The sequence below is a fragment of the Magnetospirillum aberrantis SpK genome, from assembly GCF_011022235.1.
GTDB classification, from domain to species: domain Bacteria; phylum Pseudomonadota; class Alphaproteobacteria; order Rhodospirillales; family Magnetospirillaceae; genus Magnetospirillum; species Magnetospirillum aberrantis.
The window spans coordinates 20,966-38,021 of sequence record NZ_JAAIYP010000036.1 but is presented as its reverse complement, the minus strand read 5'-3'; the positions used below and the strand labels follow the sequence as shown (position 1 = coordinate 38,021).

The following is a 17,056-nucleotide window of genomic DNA, read 5'->3' as shown; positions in this document are numbered from 1 at the left end:
ATCCGCGTTCATCCGTGTCCATCCGTGTCGTTGAAAAAAATGGGATGGGGGCGTCTCCCATCACAAACTCTCCCGCGCCGCCCTCAGCTTGGCTTCCAACGTGGCGATGCGGGCGGTGACGGCGCGCTTGCGGCCCTCGGCGATCCAGGTCAGCCATTCCTCCATGCCCTCGCCGCTGCGGGCCGACAGCTTGAGAACCACCAGATCGGGATTGACCTTGCGGGCGTTGGCGATGCAGGCATCCACGTCGAAATCCAGATGGGGCGCCAGGTCGACCTTGGTCAGGATCATCATGCCGGCGGCGGCGAACATGTCGGGATATTTGAGCGGCTTGTCCTCGCCTTCGGTGATGGACAGGATCGCCACCTTGTAGGCCTCGCCCAGATCAAAGGCCGCCGGGCACACCAGATTGCCGACGTTTTCGATGAACAGTACCGAATCGTCGGCGGGGTTCAGCCGGTCGCAGGCCTTGGCCACCATGTCGGCGTCGAGATGACAGCCCTTGCCGGTGTTGACCTGGATGGCGGCGGCACCGGTGGCGCGGATGCGGTCGGCGTCGTTGCTGGTCTGCTGGTCGCCTTCGACCACCGCCAGCGGGAATCGCCCGGCCAGCATCTCGATGGTCTTGCACAGCAGGGTGGTCTTGCCCGAGCCGGGACTGGACACCAGATTCAGCGCGAAGATGCCGCGGTCGGCGAAAAAGGCGCGGTTCTTGACGGCCAGGGAATCGTTCTTGCCCAGAATGTCCTGTTCGATCTGGATGATGCGCGACTGGCTCAGGCCGGGAACGTGCACCCCGGCCAGTCCGTGGCCGTAATGCAGGTCGTGCTCATGATCGTGGTCATGGTCGTGACCATGGCTGTGGTCATGGGGGTGATGGTGACCATGTCCGTGCCCGTGCTCATGGTCCCCGTGCTCATGGTCCCCGTGCTCATGGTCATGGGAGTGTTCCAGCTTGGAATCGCCGCAGCCGCAGACGGTGCACATCACTCCACCTCCAATTCCTTGATCCGCATTTCGTCGCCCTGGGTGACGCGAAGACCGAAGCCGCCGCATTGGGGGCAGGGGTCGAAACGGTTTTCCACCACCACGTCCTGGCCACAGCCCAAACAAAACGCGCGGCCGGGAAGGCGGATCACCTCAAGCTTGGCCTCGGCCGCCACCGGCGATCCCTTGGCCACCGCGTCGAAGCAAAACAGCATGGATTCCGGGTCGACGCTGGACAACGCGCCGATCTCCAGCCACACGGTCTTGACCTTGGCGAAACCGTGTTGGGCGGCCTGTTCCTCCAGGATGCGCACCACGCCTTCGGTCAGGCTCATCTCATGCATCGGCGTTCTCCACCGTGACGCGGCAGGCGACGCAGGGGTCGAGCGCCAGTGCCAGAAGAGTGGCCCGGCGCTCAAGCTCGGGGCCGGCCGGCGCCCCCATCAGGCCGCGTGCCAGCGGTCCCTCGGGGTGGAAGTTCCATTCGGTGGGGGCCAGGATCTGATAACGCTTCACCCGTCCGCTCTCCAACTCCACCCGATGGGCCAAAAGGCCGCGTGCCGCCTCGACCAGTCCCAAGCCGGCGCCGTCCACCAGACAGGCGGCCGGTGCGGGGGCGTCGCTCAAAGCATGCACAAGCTGATCCATTTCCTGCAAGCTTGATGCGAGTTCCGCCAGCCGCGCCACCATGCGGGCCAACAGGCCGGCGCCGAAAGCGCCCATCTGGGCGGTTACCGCCGGGTGCCACGACATGCGGGCCAGCGGTCCGGTTTCGAACACGCGGCCATGCGAATCGGGCCGTGCCAGATAGGCGCCGTCGCGGTCGCCGTCAAGGCGCGCGTCAAGGCCCGCCGGTCCCTGTTCCGGCATGGGCAGGAACGGCCCACGGCCGAAGGTCGCCAGATCGGGCGCCATGATCTCGTCGATCAGGCGTGCCGCCGGGCGGTTGCCGCTCCTGTGCCACAGGTGAAAGGAATCCGGGTCGGCCAGCACGGCTTCGGCATCGGCGCTCAGGATGTCGGCGACGGCAGCGCGGGCTTCGTTCACCGCCTTGCCCAGCGCGTCGAGCGACGGGCGAACTTCGCCGCCGCCCGGCCGGGTCCAGTCGCCGGCCGGGTAAAGGGCCGGCCGGACGGCCGCCATGGCCAGCTTGAGCCGGCGTGCCGCCGCCAGATCGGGTTCGGCGCCGACCAGGGGCGGCCAGTCGCGGGCCAGTCCCAATCCGTGCTCGGTCACGGTTTCGGCCAGCAACAGCATCTGCCGTGCCGGGGTCTGGCTGGACGAGGTGGAAATGCCCGAGGCCCGTTCCATGGCGGCCAGTCCGGCCAGGACCTGGGCGGTGCCGCACAACGCGAACAAGGTGGGCAACAGGTGGGTGACTTCGTCCGGGCGGCGGCCGGCGAACAGCTTCGACGCCTGCACCAGGCGGTTAGAATGGATGTTCACGCCGGCCACCCGACCGGCTTCGACCCGCAAGGTCACGTCCAGCCGGGCCTCGGGAAACATCACGCCTGACCGTCGGCCAGAACTTGCGCCAGATAGGCCAGCGCCTCGCGCGCGGCGTCCTCGGGCACCACTTCGGCGGCGAAGGTGCCGCCGGCACCCAAGATGACGTAGTCGCCCACCGCCACCTCGTCGCCCAGCAGCAACAGGCTGGTCTGGCGTTCCTGTCCGAACGCCTCGACCGTGGCGGTCAGACCTTCGATGGCGACCACGCGCGAGGGGACGGCCATGCACATGCTCAGGCCGCCTTCTTCGTCAAGGAGACCCCCATGGCGGCCACTTCGGCCACCAGCCGTTCCAGAAGGTCGGGCAACACGGCGGCCACTGGCGGCGTCAGTTCCATGCAGGTTTCAAAGGATTGCGGCTGAACCCCCAACAGCACCACCCGCTTGGGCGAGATGCCATGGAAACAGCAGGCGGCCAACACGTCGGACAATCCCACCTGATGGGGGGAAATCTTGGTGTTGAACCATGCGTTGATTTCGTCGTCGGCCAGCCGGGTGATGGTTCCCGGCGCCTTATCCTTGGACCGCATGCAATCGGCGATCACCAGCAAGTCGGCCTCGGCGATGCGGTCCAGGCAGTCCATGCCCGAGGTGCCGCCGTCGATGATCTCGACCTCGTCGGGGACCGCGTAGCGTTCGGCCAATGCGGTGACCGCGTGGACGCCGACACCTTCGTCCGACATCAGGATGTTGCCGACCCCAAGAACCACGACGCGCATGTGACGTTTTCCCAAAAAGACCGATGCCGCCCCGAGAGGGTAACCCCACTCGGGACGGCACCGCCATATCGGTTTTCCTTAAACCGCCTTCACCTGGACCACTTGGCCCTTTTCCTCGTCGTGCACGTGCACGGCGCAGGCCAGGCAGGGGTCGAAGGAGTGGACGGTGCGCAGCACTTCCAGCGGCTGGTCGGGGTTGGCGATGGGGTTGTCCATCAACGACGCCTCATAGGGACCGATGACGTCGGTCTCGTCGCGCGGACCGGCGTTCCAGGTGCTGGGCACCACGCACTGGTAGTTGGCGATCTTGCCGTCCTTGATCACCGTCCAGTGCGACAACAGGCCGCGCGGCGCCTCGTGCATGCCGAAGCCGCGGATCTCGCCCTTGGGGAAGACCGGCTTGTTGAAGGTGGCCTTGTCGCCCTTGCCGATGTTCTCGATCAGCATGGACCAGTTCTGGGCCAGCACTTCGGTCATCACGCAGGCGCGGACAGCGCGGGCGGCGTGGCGGCCGATGGTCGAGTGCAGGATTTCCGGGCCGACCTTGGACCCCACCAGGGTCGAGACGCGGTTCAGCGCCTCGGTGGCGTAGGTGACGGTGGGCTGGTGGCCGGCGGCCAGGCCGCACAGCACGTTGGCCAGCGGGCCGACCTGGGCGCGCTTGCCATAGAAGGTCGGAGCCTTCAGCCAGGAATACTTGCCCTCGTCCTGGAAGTCGGTGTAGTGCGGCTTGGTCTCGCCCTCATAGGGGTGCAGCGGGCCGGGCTTGGAATATTCGTACCAGGCGTGCTTGACCGATTCCTCGACGCCGTCGTGCAGGTACTTGTCGCCGAACTGGGTGAACGGCTTGTACTGCGCCAGGTCGCCGTCGGGCACGTGGCCGCCGGGGACCAGGAACTGGGTGCCCTTGGAATCGATGGGGAAGTCGGGGGTCGAGATGTAGTTGGTGACGCCCTTCCCGATCTTGGTCCAATCGGCGTAGAAGGCGCCGACCGCGCACACGTCCGGCAGGTACACCTTACGGGTGAACTCGGACAGGGCGTCGATGTGCTCCTTGACCGCCAACAGACGCTCGATGGTCAGGTTCGACTGGCTGTTGGTGTCGATCGGGTTGGCGACGCCGCCGACCGCCAGGTTCTGGATGTGCGGCGACTTCGACCCCAGGATGGTGACGATCTTGTTGGCGTGACGCTGGGCCTCCAGCGCCTGAAGGTAATGGGCGACCGCCAGCAGGTTGACCTCGGGCGGCAGCTTCATGGCCGGGTGGCCCCAATAGCCGTTGGTGAACGGCCCCAACTGGCCGGTGCCGACGAAGGCCTTCAGCTTTTCCTGGGTCTGGGCCATGACCTGCTTCGAGTTCATGCCCCAGTCGGACAGCGTTTCCGCCAGTTGCGCCGTCTTGGCCGGATCGGCCTGAAGCGCCGAGACCACGTCCACCCAGTCAAGGGCCGACAGGTGGTAGAAATGCACGATGTGGTCGTGCAGCGCATGGGCGCTGGCGATCATGTTGCGGATGAACTGGGCGTTCACCGGCACTTCCAGGTTCAGGGCGTTCTCCACCGCGCGAACCGAGGTGATGGCGTGCACCGTGGTGCACACGCCGCAGATGCGCTGGGTGATGGCCCAGGCGTCGCGGGGGTCGCGGCCGAGCAGGATCAGCTCGACGCCGCGCCACATCTGGCCGGAGGACCACGCCTTGGACACCTTGCCGTTATCGACCTCGACGTCGATGCGCAGGTGCCCCTCGATCCGGGTGATGGGGTCGATGGTAATACGCTGGGACAAGGCAGTGGCTCCTTACTTTTCGTGAGCGGCGGCCAGATCTTCGGCCGTGAGCTTGTGGGTGTAGAAGACCGGGAGCTTCCGGACGAAGACGATGTAAAGCAGGACCTCGGCGGCGATGATGCCGAAGGTGACCATCAACTCGGACACGGAGGGGAAATAGTGCCAGCCCGGACCGGTGTCGTAGGCCACCAGGAAGGCGTCCAGACGATAGAGCGCGCCGCCCAGCAGCATGGCCACCGCGCCGATGAACAGGCCCTTGCGGCTGTCGCGGTTGGATTGCTTGGAAAACAACACGATCGGGGTGGCGAACAACACGATCTCGATCAGGAACATCAGCGAGCGCAGGCCCGAGTTGAACACCGCGCCCAATTCCCCGCGCACGATCAGGTCGCCGAAACGCAACACCAGATAGGCCACCATGAAGCCCTGGACGATGCGGGCGATCTTGGCCAGTTGCGGCATCTCGTGCTTGATCGAACGCTTGAAGCCGGCCGACCCCAGCACCGCCTCGAACACCACGATGGAGAAGCCCATGCAGATGGCCGAACTGAGGAACAGCACCGGCAACAGCGGGGTCTGCCACAGCGGATGGATCTGGTAACCCAGGACCACCAGCAACGTGCCCAGCGAGCTTTGGTGCATGGTCGGCAACAGGCAACCCAGCGCCACGAAGACGAACAGGGTCTTTTCCAGCTTCCTCTTGTGCGGACGCAGGGCCGGGACCTTCGAGACGATGGCCGGCGAGAACTCGATCCACAACACCAGGATGTAGCTCATGACGCACAGCGCCACTTCGAACATCACCGAATTGGGCTGCATGTACTGGGGAACCAGGATGTGCCAGGCGTTCCACCAGCGGCCCAGGTCGAACAGGATCGACACGCCGCCCAGCGTGTAGCCGAAGCACGACGCCAGCAGGGCAGGGCGCACCAGCGGGTGGTATTCGCCCTTGTTGAGGATGTAGCAGACCAGGGCCATGGCATAGCCGCCGCAGGCGAAGGCGGTGCCGATCACCACGTCGTAGGCGATCCAGATGCCCCAGGGAAAGCCGTTGTTGAGGTTGGTGACCGAGCCCAGGCCCAGCACCATTCGTTTGGCCAGCAAAAAGGCGGCGATCAACGCCAGGATGGCGCAGACCACGGTGGTCTTGGTGACCAGCTTGCCGCCCAGCGGCTCGTGCTCTTGATGGAACGGTGCCATGGGCCTACTCCTCCGGGTGCTCGTCTTCGACGTGGGACGCGCGCTTGGCGGCCCACACCAGGCCGGCGAACACCACCGCGGGCGCGATCATGCCGCTGTACAGCGTGTGCTGGATGCCCTCGGAATCCGACGGATAGGATTTGTCGCGCAGGGCCGGCATGCCCAGCTTCTCGAACTCGACGCTGGACATGAAACGGAACTGGGTGCCGCCCACTTCCTTTTCGCCGTAGACGTGCTCCAGGTATTTCGGCGCGGCCTTCTCGTGGACGTCGCCGGACCCCAGGGTGCGGCGTTCGAAGGTGGCCGTCTCGCCCGGAACCATCGCCCGGCGCCGTGCGATCTCGGCGTCGATGGCGGCGATGGGGCCGAACACCGTGGCGCCGGTGGGGCAGACCTCGGCACAGGCCGGAATCTTGCCTTCCGCCTGACGGTGGCGGCACATCTCGCATTTCTTGATTTTCGGCGTCGGCGTGTCGTACTCGGCCTGGGGCACCCCGAACGGGCAGGACAGCACGCAATAGCGGCAGCCGATGCAGATGTCGGGATCATAGCCGACGATGCCGGTCTGCGGGTCCTTGGTCATGGCCGAAACCGGGCAGACCGAAACGCAGCTTGGATCGACGCAGTGCATGCACGACTTCTTGACGAAGGCGAAGCCGTTCTCTTCCTGGTCCTTGTGCTCGGCGGTGCCCGACGCATAGAGCTTGATGACGTTGAACGTCTTGGGCCCGATGTCGATGGGAGTGTCCCACAGCTGTTCGGCGGTGTTGAAGTCGGGCGGCAGGTCGTTGGCTTCCTTGCAGCCCGCCACACAGGCCTTGCAGCCGATGCACAGGGTGGAATCGTAGAGCAGGCCGACCGCGTTGGGCGGCATCGGCTTGTTCTCGCGGGCCTGGGCAGGCGCGGTCGCCACCGCCGCTGTCGCCAGCGCGGCGCCGCCGCCAGCGGCCCCTTTCAGAAAATCTCGACGGTTCACGGCCATGACGGCTTACTCCGCATCCGTGCCGTTGCCGTCCTTGGCGTCGGCCTTGCCCAAATTGCCCGCCAGCTTGAAGCCGGCACCGGCGGCCAGACCGGCGACGCCGGCGACCAGGGCGGCGGCACCCAGCGAGGCACCCTCGCCCTTTTCCTCGACGATGCGCGGATAGGAAATCGGCGGGTTGGTCTTGAGGTCGGCAAGCGCGTGGATGGGCTTGGCGAAGCCGATGCCCTTTTCCGTGCAGCCGATACAGGGATGTCCGGTGCCCACCGGCCAGGCGGCCGGGCCGGCGTCGTTGAACAGGATGGCCGGGCAATTGGCATAGGTCTCGGGACCCTTGCAGCCCAGCTTGTACAGGCAATAGCCCTTGCGGTGGCCTTCGTCGCCGAATTCCATGGCGAAGCGGCCGGCGTCGAAATGGGCGCGGCGTTCGCAATTGTCGTGGATCAGGCGGCCATAGGCGAACACCGGGCGGTTTTCATGATCCAGCGCCGGCAAGGTGCCGAAGGTCAGGAAGTGGACCACGGTGGACAGGAAATTGTAGGGGTTGGGCGGGCAGCCGGGAATGGTCACCACGTCCTTGCGGCCCAACGCCTCGCCGACGCCGGCGGCGCCGGTGGGGTTGGGCGGGGTCGAGGGCATGCCGCCCCACGAGGCGCACGAGCCGATGGCGATGACCGCGGCGGCGTCCTTGGCGACCTCGCGGGTCAGTTCCAGCGAGGTCTGGCCGCCGATCTTGCAGTAGATGCCGCCATCCTTGAGCGGAATGGCGCCTTCCACCACCAGGATGTACTTGCCCTTGTTCTTTTCCATGGCCGCCTTGCGCGCGGCTTCGGCCTGATGGCCGGCGGCGGCGAACAAGGTCTCGTGATAGTCGAGCGAGATGATCTCGAGGATCAGCTTTTCCAAGGTGGGGTGTTCGGCGCGCAACAGCGATTCGGAACAGCCGGTGCATTCCTGGTGATGCAGCCAGATGACCGAGGGGCGTTCCTTGTTGGTGATCGCCTCGGCGATCTGGGCGTCGGCGCCCTTGGGAAGCCCCATGGTGGCGGCCATGGCCGCGCAGAATTTCATGAAATCGCGACGCGAAACGCCGAAGCGGGTCTCGATGTCGGTTCCGTTCACGTTGGCGCTGTCGTCATACATCGCTCTACCCCACCTCTCCAAGGGCTTGTCTGGAGAATGCCGAGAGGCAGGGAAAGGGCGCGGCACGCATGCCGCCCGCCGGTCAGAATCCCGAAGCCTCCCGATATTCTTCTTCTCGGTTGCCTGTTTTCCCACCCGCAAGAGCCGTGCCAACTCCATCGGGTAGGCGGGTGGGCTCCGGCGGGTGGGCGGGAGGGGTGGGATTCCAACGCATTAGAGGAGGGCGGCCGCCTGGGGGAGGAGCCTAAGGGAAATGCCGATGTGGAAACTAATCTTCCATTGGTGAGAGATCTGTTTCCACACGTTGCGCCGCACCATTTCAGTTTGCGGTCGATCCCGCCTGAGGCTGTTCGACCTCCAGTATGGTCAGCTTGCGGCGGCGGCCGTGGGGGCTGGCGAAGACGATGGATTGCCCCGGCGTCAAGCCGATCAGCGCGGCGCCGACCGGCGACAGGATGGAGACGTGGTGGCGTTCCACGTCTTCCTCGCCGGGATAAACCAGCACGACCAAGGTGGAAAGACCGGTGCCATCGTCGCGAAACCGCACGCGCGATCCCATGCGGATGAAGCTGGCCGGCACGTCCTCGTCCGGCAGGACGCGGGCGCGCTCCAACTCTCCTTCCAGGAAGTCGGCGACCTCGGGCGAAACGCGGTGGCTGAGCGAGGACAGCATGCGCAGACGTTCGGCGTCGGCGGCGCACAAGGTGATGGGGGGCAGCGAGGAATCGGGGATAGGCATGGCTGAATCCTTAGGCGGACGCATGTGGCGCCGACAATGGGTGCAAATCGGAAGGTGGATTTTGGAAAGGCCCCGGCTTCGCCGCTGAAATCGACGGATCAGACGACCGCCGCCGGGGCAGGCGTGCAGTTTCGCACGCATCCGGCGTGGCACAAGAAACGGCGAAGGGGAACCAAGTCAGCCATGCCACCATCCAACCAAAAGGGGAGGATGCGGTCAATCCCTTCGAACGGCTTGGTTCTTTGTCCATCAGGGACACAAAGTGGCGATATTGGCGCCATAATTTCCTGGTGGGATGATCGGGACTGGCGGTCGTGTCTTCCGTCCAGGTCTTTGCCGGGAGTGCCCGCCATGATCCGTTGTTTTCGCGTCGTCGCCGTGTCGCTTGTGCTGATGGGGGTGGTGGCGCCGGCCTGGGCCGACTGGCGTCACGACGACCCCTGGCGGCGTCATCATCGGCCGCCGCCGGTCCATGCCCCGCCTGGCGCGTGGATGCCGGGACCGCCGCCGCCCTTCGCCTCGGGTCGCCGGGTGGTCTATGTGGAGCCGCCGCTATGGGCGGTTCCGGCCTCGCCGGTCTACATGGATGTCTTCGGGCGCACCTGTCGCGACTACCGGACGCAGGGCTATTTCGGTTACGGCAGCGCCTGTCTGATGCCGGACGGGGTGTGGCGGGTGGTCAGGTAGCGTCGCGGCGCGCCAGGTATTCCCGGAAATCCTCGACCGGCATCGGCCGGGCATGCAGGAAGCCCTGCACCTGATCGCAGCCCTGGGAGCGCAGGACGGCCAGCGTCTCCTCGTCCTCGACCCCTTCGGCGATGGTTCTGAGGTTCAAGCTGCGGGCCATCTGGATGACGGCGGTGACGATGGCGGCGCTGTCTTGTTCGCGGGTCAGGGCGCGGACGAAGGATTGGTCGATCTTGAGCTTGTCCACCTGGAACCGTTGCAGATAGGACAGGCTGGAATAGCCGGTACCGAAATCGTCGATGGACAATTCGACGCCAATGGCGTGCAGCCGGCGAACCTTGGCCAGGACGTTCTCGGTGTCCTTGATCAGGATGCTTTCGGTCAGTTCCAGTTCCAGCCGGTGGGCGCCCAGGCCGGACTGATGCAACGCCGCGCGCACGCTGTCTTCCAGGTTACCGCGTTTGAATTGCAGCGCGGACAGGTTGACCGCGACGCCGACCTGGTGTCCGGCGGCGTTCCATCCGGCGGCGTCGTGACAGGCCTGATGCAGGACCCATTCGCCCAAAGGGACGATCAGCCCCGAATCCTCGGCGATGGAGATGAAGGAACCGGGGGGTACCAGCCCGCGTTCGGGATGACGCCAACGCACCAGCGCCTCGGCGCCGGCCACCTGTCCGCTGGCCATGTCCAGTTGCGGCTGGTAATAGACGACGAATTCGCCGCGTTCGAGCGCCCGACGCAGGTCGTTGCGCAGCGAGAGATGTTCGATGGCGTCGGCGTTCATGCGCTCGTCGAAGAAGCGGTGAGTGTTGCGCCCCGCTTCTTTGGCCGAATACATGGCGGTGTCGGCCATCTTCAGCAAGGTGTCGAAGTCCATGGCGTCGTCGGGATAGATCGAGATGCCCACCGACAGCGACGTGGTGAGTTCGTGCCCCATCAACTCGAACGGCACCACCAGCGCCTCTTCGATTTTTTCGGCGATCGATCCGGCCTCGTCGCCGTCGTGCAGGTCGGTCAGCAGCACCAGGAACTCGTCGCCGCCCTGGCGGCTGACGGTGTCGGTATCGCGCAGGCAATGGCCCAGGCGGCGCGCCACCTCCAGCAGCAGGGAATCACCGACCGGATGGCCCAAGCTGTCGTTGATGGTCTTGAAATGGTCCAGGTCGACGAACAGCATGGCCAGCTTACGGTTCTGGCGTTCGGCATGCGAGGCGGCCTGAAGGAAGCGGTCGCGGGCCAGCAGGCGGTTGGGCAATCCGGTCAACGGGTCGTGGTGAGCCAGGAAGTCCATGCGGGCTTCGGTCGCCTTGCGCTCGGTGATGTCCAGGCTGGCGCCGATCAGGCCGCTGACCGTGCCGTCGATGGTACGGATGGGGGCCACCGCCAAGTCGAAATGGCGCAAGGTGCCGTTGACGGTGACGCCGAATTCGTGGCGTTGGGCAATGCGGCCGCTCAGGGCTTGGCGTTTCAACGCCATGATTCCCTGTGCGTCGCCCGGCGGCAACAGGTCGGCGTCGGTCTGGCCCAGCATGGCCTCGGGCGGCAGACCCAGTTGCGGTTCGATCACCGAGGTATAACGCAGGTGGGCGTCGTGGCGGAACGCCGACAATCCGACCAGCCGGGCGGCCAGTCCCAGATGCTCGGCGCTTTCGCGCAACGCCGCCTCGGTTTCGCGGCGGTCGCCGATGTCGCGCACCACCACCAACAGCGCGTCGCCCAGGCCGCCGATATGGGCACGGCGCATGCCGACCTCGGCCCAGAACAGGGCTCCGTCCAAGGTTTTGGCCCGCCATTCGAACACCTGGGGCTGACCGGCGATGGCCCGCTCCATCCAGGTCTTGGCCCCGTCCAGGGTATAGGGCGGCGTGTTCTCGCTCAGGCGGTCCAGGGTCAGGTCGTTGGTGGGAATGCCGATGGCGCGGTACATCTCGCGCATGCGTTGGTTGACGAACAGGATGTGGCCGTCATCGATGTCGTGGATGAAGATGGCGTCGTTGACGTTGTCGAAGATGGTGCGGAAGCGTTCCTCGCTTTCCGCCAGACGCCGGGTGCGGGCGGCCACCTGCCGGTGCAACGACCAGTTCCACGCCAAAAGTGCCGCCGCCGCCGCCGCGACCACCACCGCCAGACGGGCCAACAGGTCGAAATCCACCTGCCGCGCCAACGGGGTTCCCATCCAGCGTTCGGCGATGGCTGTGCGTTCGGTGTCCGAGATCAGCGAGAAACCGGCGGCCACCAATTCGCGGGTGGCGTCGTCGCCCTTGCGCACCGCCCAATGGAACTGGCCGGAATAAAGCGGTTCGGTTCGGTGGAACAGGTCGTCGAGCTTGCGCTTGTAAAGCAGGTACAGCCCCGGCGGCTGGTCCATGCAGAACACCTTGACGTCGTTGCGCGCCGCTGCGTCCACCAGGGACTCGTAGCTGGAATAGAGCGCCAGCGTGCTGATGCCGTGCCCTTGCAGCCAGTCGACGCAGGCGTCGCGCGCCTTGGCGCCAACGGAAAAGCCGCGCAGGGATTCCGGGTCGTCGGTGATGCCGCCGATGTCGCGGTTGAAGAAGATGGGAACGTCGATGTCGGCGTAAGGCGGGGAGAAATCGTATACCCGCTCGCGGGCCGAGGTGCGGAACAGGGTGTCGATGACGTCGGCGCCGCCCGCTTCCATGCGGGCCTGGGCCACCGCCCAGTTGGATGCCTCGATCACCACCGGGACACCGGTACGGCGAGACCATAAATCCCACGTATCCTTGAGGATGCCCTGAAGGTGTCCGGCGGAATCGCGGAAGATATAGGGGGGATAATTGTCATCGATCGCCACCACCAGCGGCTTCGCGCGGGATGCGGGAGCGTCGTCGGCCAGGGAGGGGGCGGGAGGCAGAAGTGTCAAGATTGCCATCGCCGTCGCCAGGAAAAGGCGAAGGAAACAGGGCCGCCTGAGCGGAAGAGTGTCTGATCCGTTTTCTGCCATCAACTCACAGGCTAGGGGAGGCAGGCAGGTAAAAGCAAGTGACGAGCTGAAGTCGGTTGTGACGCAAAGGAAGGCTATGCCACCATGCCGACACCCGTTTCGCCAAGGTTTCCCCCATGTGCCGCCTCATGTTTGTCCTGATCGCGCTGTTCGCTTCGCTGACGCCGGCTGTGGCGCGTGAGAAAGGGGTTCCCGGTCAATTCGACTATTATGTGCTGTCGCTGTCGTGGTCTCCCACCTGGTGCGGCGGCAAGGCGGGCAAGGCCGACACCGACCAATGCGGCGGTGCCCGCCGCTATGGTTTCGTGGTGCACGGTCTGTGGCCGCAATACGCCAAGGGCGGCTATCCGGCGCAATGCGCTCCGGTCCAGCCGGTGCCGGCGCGGGTGGTCGAGGACATGTTGCCGGTGATGCCCAGCCGCAAGCTGATCTTGCATGAATGGTCGCGTCACGGCACCTGTGACGGCGGCACCGCCCAGGACTATTTCGCCCGCACCCGTCAGGCCTTCGACAAGGTGAAGCTGCCGCCCGCCTTGCAAAACCCCGAGCACCCCCAGTCTTTCAGCGTCGAACAGGTGGAACGCATGTTCGCCGACGCCAATCCCGGCCTGGGGCGCAAGGGGGTGGCCGTGATGTGCCGGGGCAATCAGGCGGCGGAAATCCGTGTGTGCCTGGATCGTGATCTTGGTTTCCGCACCTGCGGCCGCGACGTGCGCCCCCGCTGCAAGGGGGGTGTCGCCCATTTCCCGGCGGCACGCTAAGACCTTAAACTTTCCATAATTCCGCCATGGTGGACCCGCAACTTTCGGGAGAGCTATACGCACCCGAGGAGGCATCCATGGTGAGACAAGGTGGTGGCGCGGCATTGGCCGTGTTGATGAGTGCCGGTTTGCTGGCCGGTTGCCAAAGCGCGCCGGAAGAAAAGGCGTCGTCCGCCGCCGGTATGGTGGTTCCGTCTCCGTCGTCCGCGCGGGCCGCCGCTCCCGTCGCCAAGCCCATGTTTGCCGTTCTGCCGGGCGCCATGCTCCAGGAACAGGACACCGCCCGTTTCCCGGACGCGGCCGCCAACGGCTGGCAGGTGGTCGAGGAAGCGCCGGTGTCCACGTTCTCGCTTGACGTGGACACCGCCTCCTACGCCTTTGTTCGCCGTCTGGTGCGCGAGGGACGCAAGCCGCCGCCGCAGGCGGTGCGGGTCGAGGAAATGGTCAATTATTTTCCTTACGCCTATCCGGCACCCGAGCGGCGTGAAGACGTGCTGGGGGCAACGCTGACGGTGACGCCGTCGCCGTGGAAGGACGGCGCCAAGCTGTTGCATGTGGGGCTCAAGGGCTGGGACGTGGCCCGGACCGGCCGGCCGCCGGCCAACCTGACCTTTCTGATCGATGTGTCGGGATCGATGTCGCCCGAAGACCGGCTGCCGCTGATCCAGAAATCCCTGCGCCAACTGGGCGAGGGGCTTGGTTCCGACGACAAGGTGGCCATCGTCACCTATGCCGGTGTTTCCGCCGTCGCGCTGCCGCCGACTTCGGCGGCCGAATTGCCGCGTATCCTGGCGGCGGTGGACGGATTGAGGGCGGGTGGCGGCACCGCCGGCGCCCAGGGCATCAAGACCGCCTATGAACTGGCGCGGCAGATGTATGATCCCCAGGCGATCAATCGCGTGGTCCTGGCCACTGACGGCGATTTCAACGTCGGTGTCACCGACAACCGCTCGCTCGAGGCCATGGTGGTGGAACAGCGCCGCGCCGGCATCTATCTGACGGTGCTTGGCGTCGGCCGCGACAATTTGAACGATGCGTTGACCCAACGTCTGGCCCAGGCCGGCAACGGTCAGGCGGCCTATCTGGACAGCATCCAGGAATCGCGCAAGCTGTGGATCGAACAGCTTGGCGCCTCGATGGTGCCGCTGGCCGACGACGCCAAGATCCAGGTGGAGTTCAACCCCGCCCAGGTGGCGGAATACCGGTTGGTCGGCTATGAAACCCGCATGCTGAAAAGAACCGATTTCAGCGACGACCGGGTGGATGCCGGCGATCTGGGCAGCGGCCATTCGGTCACCGCCATCTACGAGTTCACCCCCAAGGATTCTTCCGCCCGCCTGACCGAACCCTTGCGTTACGGCAAAAAGGGCAAAAGAGCCCAGGACGAGGGATCGCTGGAATACGCGTATATCAAATTGCGGGCCAAGCTGCCCGGCGCCAAGGACAGCCGGGTCTCCAACTGGCCGGTGGGCCGGGCCCAGGAAGTCACCACCTTGGCCCAGGCTTCGGACGATGTGCGTTTCTCGGTGGCGGTGGCGGGATACGCCCAATTGCTGCGCGGCGAATGGAATGGCGGCGCCGAAGGATGGGACCGCACCATCGCCCTGGCCGACGGCGCGCGCGGTGCCGATCCTTATGGCTGGCGGGCCGAGGCGGTGCAGTTGATGCGCACGGCCCGCGACCTGCGCTGACGCCGCGGCCAAGCGGCCGGAGGGCCGCGCCCGGCGAGGGCCGATAAGAAATTTCCGACCAAGGGTCGGGAACTTCTGAAACAAGTATCATTCGGATTTCTCTTGCCGAAGTGCCTGCGCCACGCCAACCATCTTGCATCGCAACGGGGGGAAGTCCGCATGCATATGCATGGTGTGGCGCAAGCGCTTTTGGTGTTGTCGGCGGTGGCCGCCCTGGGTCTGGGGTTGGGGCAGATCAAGGTGGCCGGGGTTCGGCTGGGGGTGGGTGGCGCCTTGTTCGCCGGTCTGGCCTTCGGCCATTTCGGTATCGGCATGGAAGCCAACATGCTGACCTTTGTCCGCGAATTCGGGTTGGTGCTGTTCGTCTACGCCATCGGCGTGTCGGTCGGTCCCGGCTTTTTCGAGGCGTTCAAGAAAGACGGCATCGTGCTGAACGTGCTGGCGGTGGCCATCGTCGTCTCGGGCACGCTGGCGGCGGTGGTCGTCCATCTGGTGGTCGGGATCGAGTTGCCGGCCGCCCTGGGCATCCTGTCGGGTGCGGTGACCAACACGCCGTCGCTGGCCGCCGGGCAGCAGGTGTTGAACCAGTTGGGGGTGAACAATGTCGGCGCGATGATGGGCCAAGCCTATGCCGTGGCCTATCCGTTCGGCATTGTCGGCATCTTGTTGACCATGCTGCTGGTGCGGGTTGGCTTTCGCCTGAACGCGGAGCGGGCGGCCCAGGATTTCGAGGCCGAACAGGCCGCCAACTACACCGCCGTCGAAACGGTCAACGTGGTGGTGCGCAATCCGGCGGTTGCCGGGTGCCAGTTGCGTGATCTGGACGAGCTCAAGGAAATGGGCGTGGTGCTGTCGCGCGTGCTGCATGACGGTTCCCAACACGTGGTCAGCGCCGATGACGTTCTGGCCGAAGGCGACGTGGTGCTGGCGATCGGGCCGCGCAACAAGCTCGAACGGCTGAAACGCCTGATCGGTCCCATCGCCGACGTCGATCTCAAGACCATGGAATCGACGGAGGTGGCCTGGGAACGCATGGTGGTCACCCATTCCGCGGTGTTGGGCAAAAGCCTGGGAGAACTGAATTTCCGCGCCAACCACAATCTGGTCATCAGCCGTATCAGCCGCGCCGGCCACGATCTGGTCCCCGGCGCCCATCTCAAACTGCAATTCGGCGACATCCTGACGGTGGTGGGCGACCCTCAAGGCTTCGGCACGGTGGCCGCCCTGGTCGGCAACCGCTCCAAGGCGCTTCAGGAAACCCAGATGATTCCGATCTTCATCGGGATCGCGCTGGGCATGCTGGCCGGTTCGGTGCCGGTCATGCTTCCGGGGTTGCCGGCGCCGGTGCAGTTGGGGTTGGCCGGCGGCCCCCTGGTGGTGGCCATCGCCCTGTCCCGTCTGGGGCATGTGGGACCCTTGGTGTGGTTCATGCCGCCGGCCGCCAACCACATGATGCGCGATTTCGGCATCGCCCTGTTCCTGGCGGCCGTCGGCCTCAAATCGGGCCAGGGGTTCGTCGATACCTTGCTGTTCGGTGACGGGTTGAGGTGGATGGCCTGTGGCGTGGCGGTGACGCTGGTGCCGCTGGTGACGGTGGCGGTGGTGGGCTATTGGCTGACCCGGCTCAATTACCTGTCGCTGTGTGGCGTTTTGGCCGGGTCGATGACCGATCCGCCGGCCTTGGCCTTCGCTCAGGGAATGTCCACGTCCGAGGCGCCGATCCTGTCCTATGCCGCGATCTATCCGCTGGTGATGGTGCTGCGTGTGGTCGCGCCGCAGGTGGTGGCGTTGGTGTTGTGGGGGATATGAACGGAAAAACGCGGCCCCATGGGGGTGGGGCCGCGTCATCGTCCGTTCAGGAGATAAACGAAAAGCTTCGTTCGCCTGTG

15 protein-coding genes are annotated in these 17,056 nt (G+C 65.4%); 4 read left to right on the top strand and 11 right to left on the bottom strand.

What is annotated here, in order from left to right; genetic code table 11:
* Window positions 1-60: 60 nt before the first annotated feature.
* From hypB to rnk, 10 genes are all read right to left on the bottom strand, one after another.
* The gene (gene hypB, locus G4223_RS09415; RefSeq protein WP_163678372.1) at window positions 61-987 is read right to left on the bottom strand and encodes a hydrogenase nickel incorporation protein HypB; all 927 of its coding nucleotides are present in this window, start codon (window positions 985-987) and stop codon (window positions 61-63) included.
* Window positions 987-1,331 carry a hydrogenase maturation nickel metallochaperone HypA gene (hypA, locus tag G4223_RS09410; protein ID WP_205762453.1) on the bottom strand — a complete coding sequence of 115 codons (345 nt, stop codon included), beginning with the start codon at window positions 1,329-1,331 and terminating at the stop codon, window positions 987-989. Before hypA ends, hypB begins: the two co-directional genes overlap by 1 nt.
* Window positions 1,324-2,493 carry a nickel-dependent hydrogenase large subunit gene (locus G4223_RS09405; RefSeq protein ID WP_163678369.1) on the bottom strand — a complete coding sequence of 390 codons (1,170 nt, stop codon included), beginning with the start codon at window positions 2,491-2,493 and terminating at the stop codon, window positions 1,324-1,326. The genes hypA and G4223_RS09405 overlap by 8 nt, the downstream gene beginning before the upstream one ends.
* On the bottom strand, window positions 2,493-2,726 hold the full coding sequence (locus tag G4223_RS09400) for a HypC/HybG/HupF family hydrogenase formation chaperone (RefSeq protein WP_163678366.1): 234 nt from the start codon (window positions 2,724-2,726) through the stop codon (window positions 2,493-2,495). Before G4223_RS09400 ends, G4223_RS09405 begins: the two co-directional genes overlap by 1 nt.
* Before the next feature lie 2 nt (window positions 2,727-2,728).
* Window positions 2,729-3,214: a HyaD/HybD family hydrogenase maturation endopeptidase gene (locus G4223_RS09395; protein WP_163678363.1), complete on the bottom strand. Its 486-nt coding sequence runs from the start codon at window positions 3,212-3,214 to the stop codon at window positions 2,729-2,731.
* Window positions 3,215-3,292: 78 nt separating this feature from the next.
* The gene (locus G4223_RS09390) at window positions 3,293-4,999 is read right to left on the bottom strand and encodes a nickel-dependent hydrogenase large subunit (RefSeq protein WP_163678360.1); all 1,707 of its coding nucleotides are present in this window, start codon (window positions 4,997-4,999) and stop codon (window positions 3,293-3,295) included.
* A 12-nt stretch (window positions 5,000-5,011) separates the two neighbouring features.
* On the bottom strand, window positions 5,012-6,199 hold the full coding sequence (gene hybB / locus G4223_RS09385) for a Ni/Fe-hydrogenase cytochrome b subunit (RefSeq protein ID WP_163678357.1): 1,188 nt from the start codon (window positions 6,197-6,199) through the stop codon (window positions 5,012-5,014).
* 4 nt (window positions 6,200-6,203) lie between these two features.
* Entirely contained in the window at window positions 6,204-7,181 is a 978-nt protein-coding gene (hybA, locus tag G4223_RS09380; protein WP_163678354.1) for a hydrogenase 2 operon protein HybA, read from the bottom strand.
* A gap of 6 nt (window positions 7,182-7,187) precedes the next feature.
* Window positions 7,188-8,324, bottom strand: a complete 1,137-nt coding sequence (locus G4223_RS09375; RefSeq protein ID WP_163678352.1) for a hydrogenase small subunit — start codon at window positions 8,322-8,324, stop codon at window positions 7,188-7,190.
* 319 nt (window positions 8,325-8,643) lie between these two features.
* Window positions 8,644-9,063 (bottom strand): nucleoside diphosphate kinase regulator, encoded by a 420-nt coding sequence (rnk, locus tag G4223_RS09370; RefSeq protein ID WP_163678349.1) that lies wholly within the window; start codon window positions 9,061-9,063, stop codon window positions 8,644-8,646.
* A 351-nt stretch (window positions 9,064-9,414) separates the two neighbouring features.
* Between rnk and G4223_RS09365 the strand changes: the two genes are divergently transcribed.
* The gene (locus G4223_RS09365; protein WP_163678347.1) at window positions 9,415-9,750 is read left to right on the top strand and encodes a hypothetical protein; all 336 of its coding nucleotides are present in this window, start codon (window positions 9,415-9,417) and stop codon (window positions 9,748-9,750) included.
* On the opposite strand, the gene G4223_RS09360 is transcribed toward G4223_RS09365, so the two are convergent.
* Entirely contained in the window at window positions 9,743-12,634 is a 2,892-nt protein-coding gene (locus G4223_RS09360; protein ID WP_163678345.1) for an EAL domain-containing protein, read from the bottom strand. The two genes, G4223_RS09365 and G4223_RS09360, sit on opposite strands and share 8 nt — an antisense overlap.
* A 197-nt stretch (window positions 12,635-12,831) precedes the next feature.
* Between G4223_RS09360 and G4223_RS09355 the strand changes: the two genes are divergently transcribed.
* The 3 genes from G4223_RS09355 to G4223_RS09345 all read left to right on the top strand — a co-directional run bounded on the left by G4223_RS09355 (window position 12,832) and on the right by G4223_RS09345 (window position 16,976).
* Entirely contained in the window at window positions 12,832-13,476 is a 645-nt protein-coding gene (locus G4223_RS09355) for a ribonuclease T2 family protein (protein WP_163678342.1), read from the top strand.
* A gap of 77 nt (window positions 13,477-13,553) precedes the next feature.
* Window positions 13,554-15,167 carry a YfbK domain-containing protein gene (locus G4223_RS09350; RefSeq protein WP_163678340.1) on the top strand — a complete coding sequence of 538 codons (1,614 nt, stop codon included), beginning with the start codon at window positions 13,554-13,556 and terminating at the stop codon, window positions 15,165-15,167.
* Between the two features lie 159 nt (window positions 15,168-15,326).
* Window positions 15,327-16,976 (top strand): putative transporter, encoded by a 1,650-nt coding sequence (locus G4223_RS09345; protein ID WP_241004051.1) that lies wholly within the window; start codon window positions 15,327-15,329, stop codon window positions 16,974-16,976.
* Window positions 16,977-17,056: the final 80 nt, after the last annotated feature.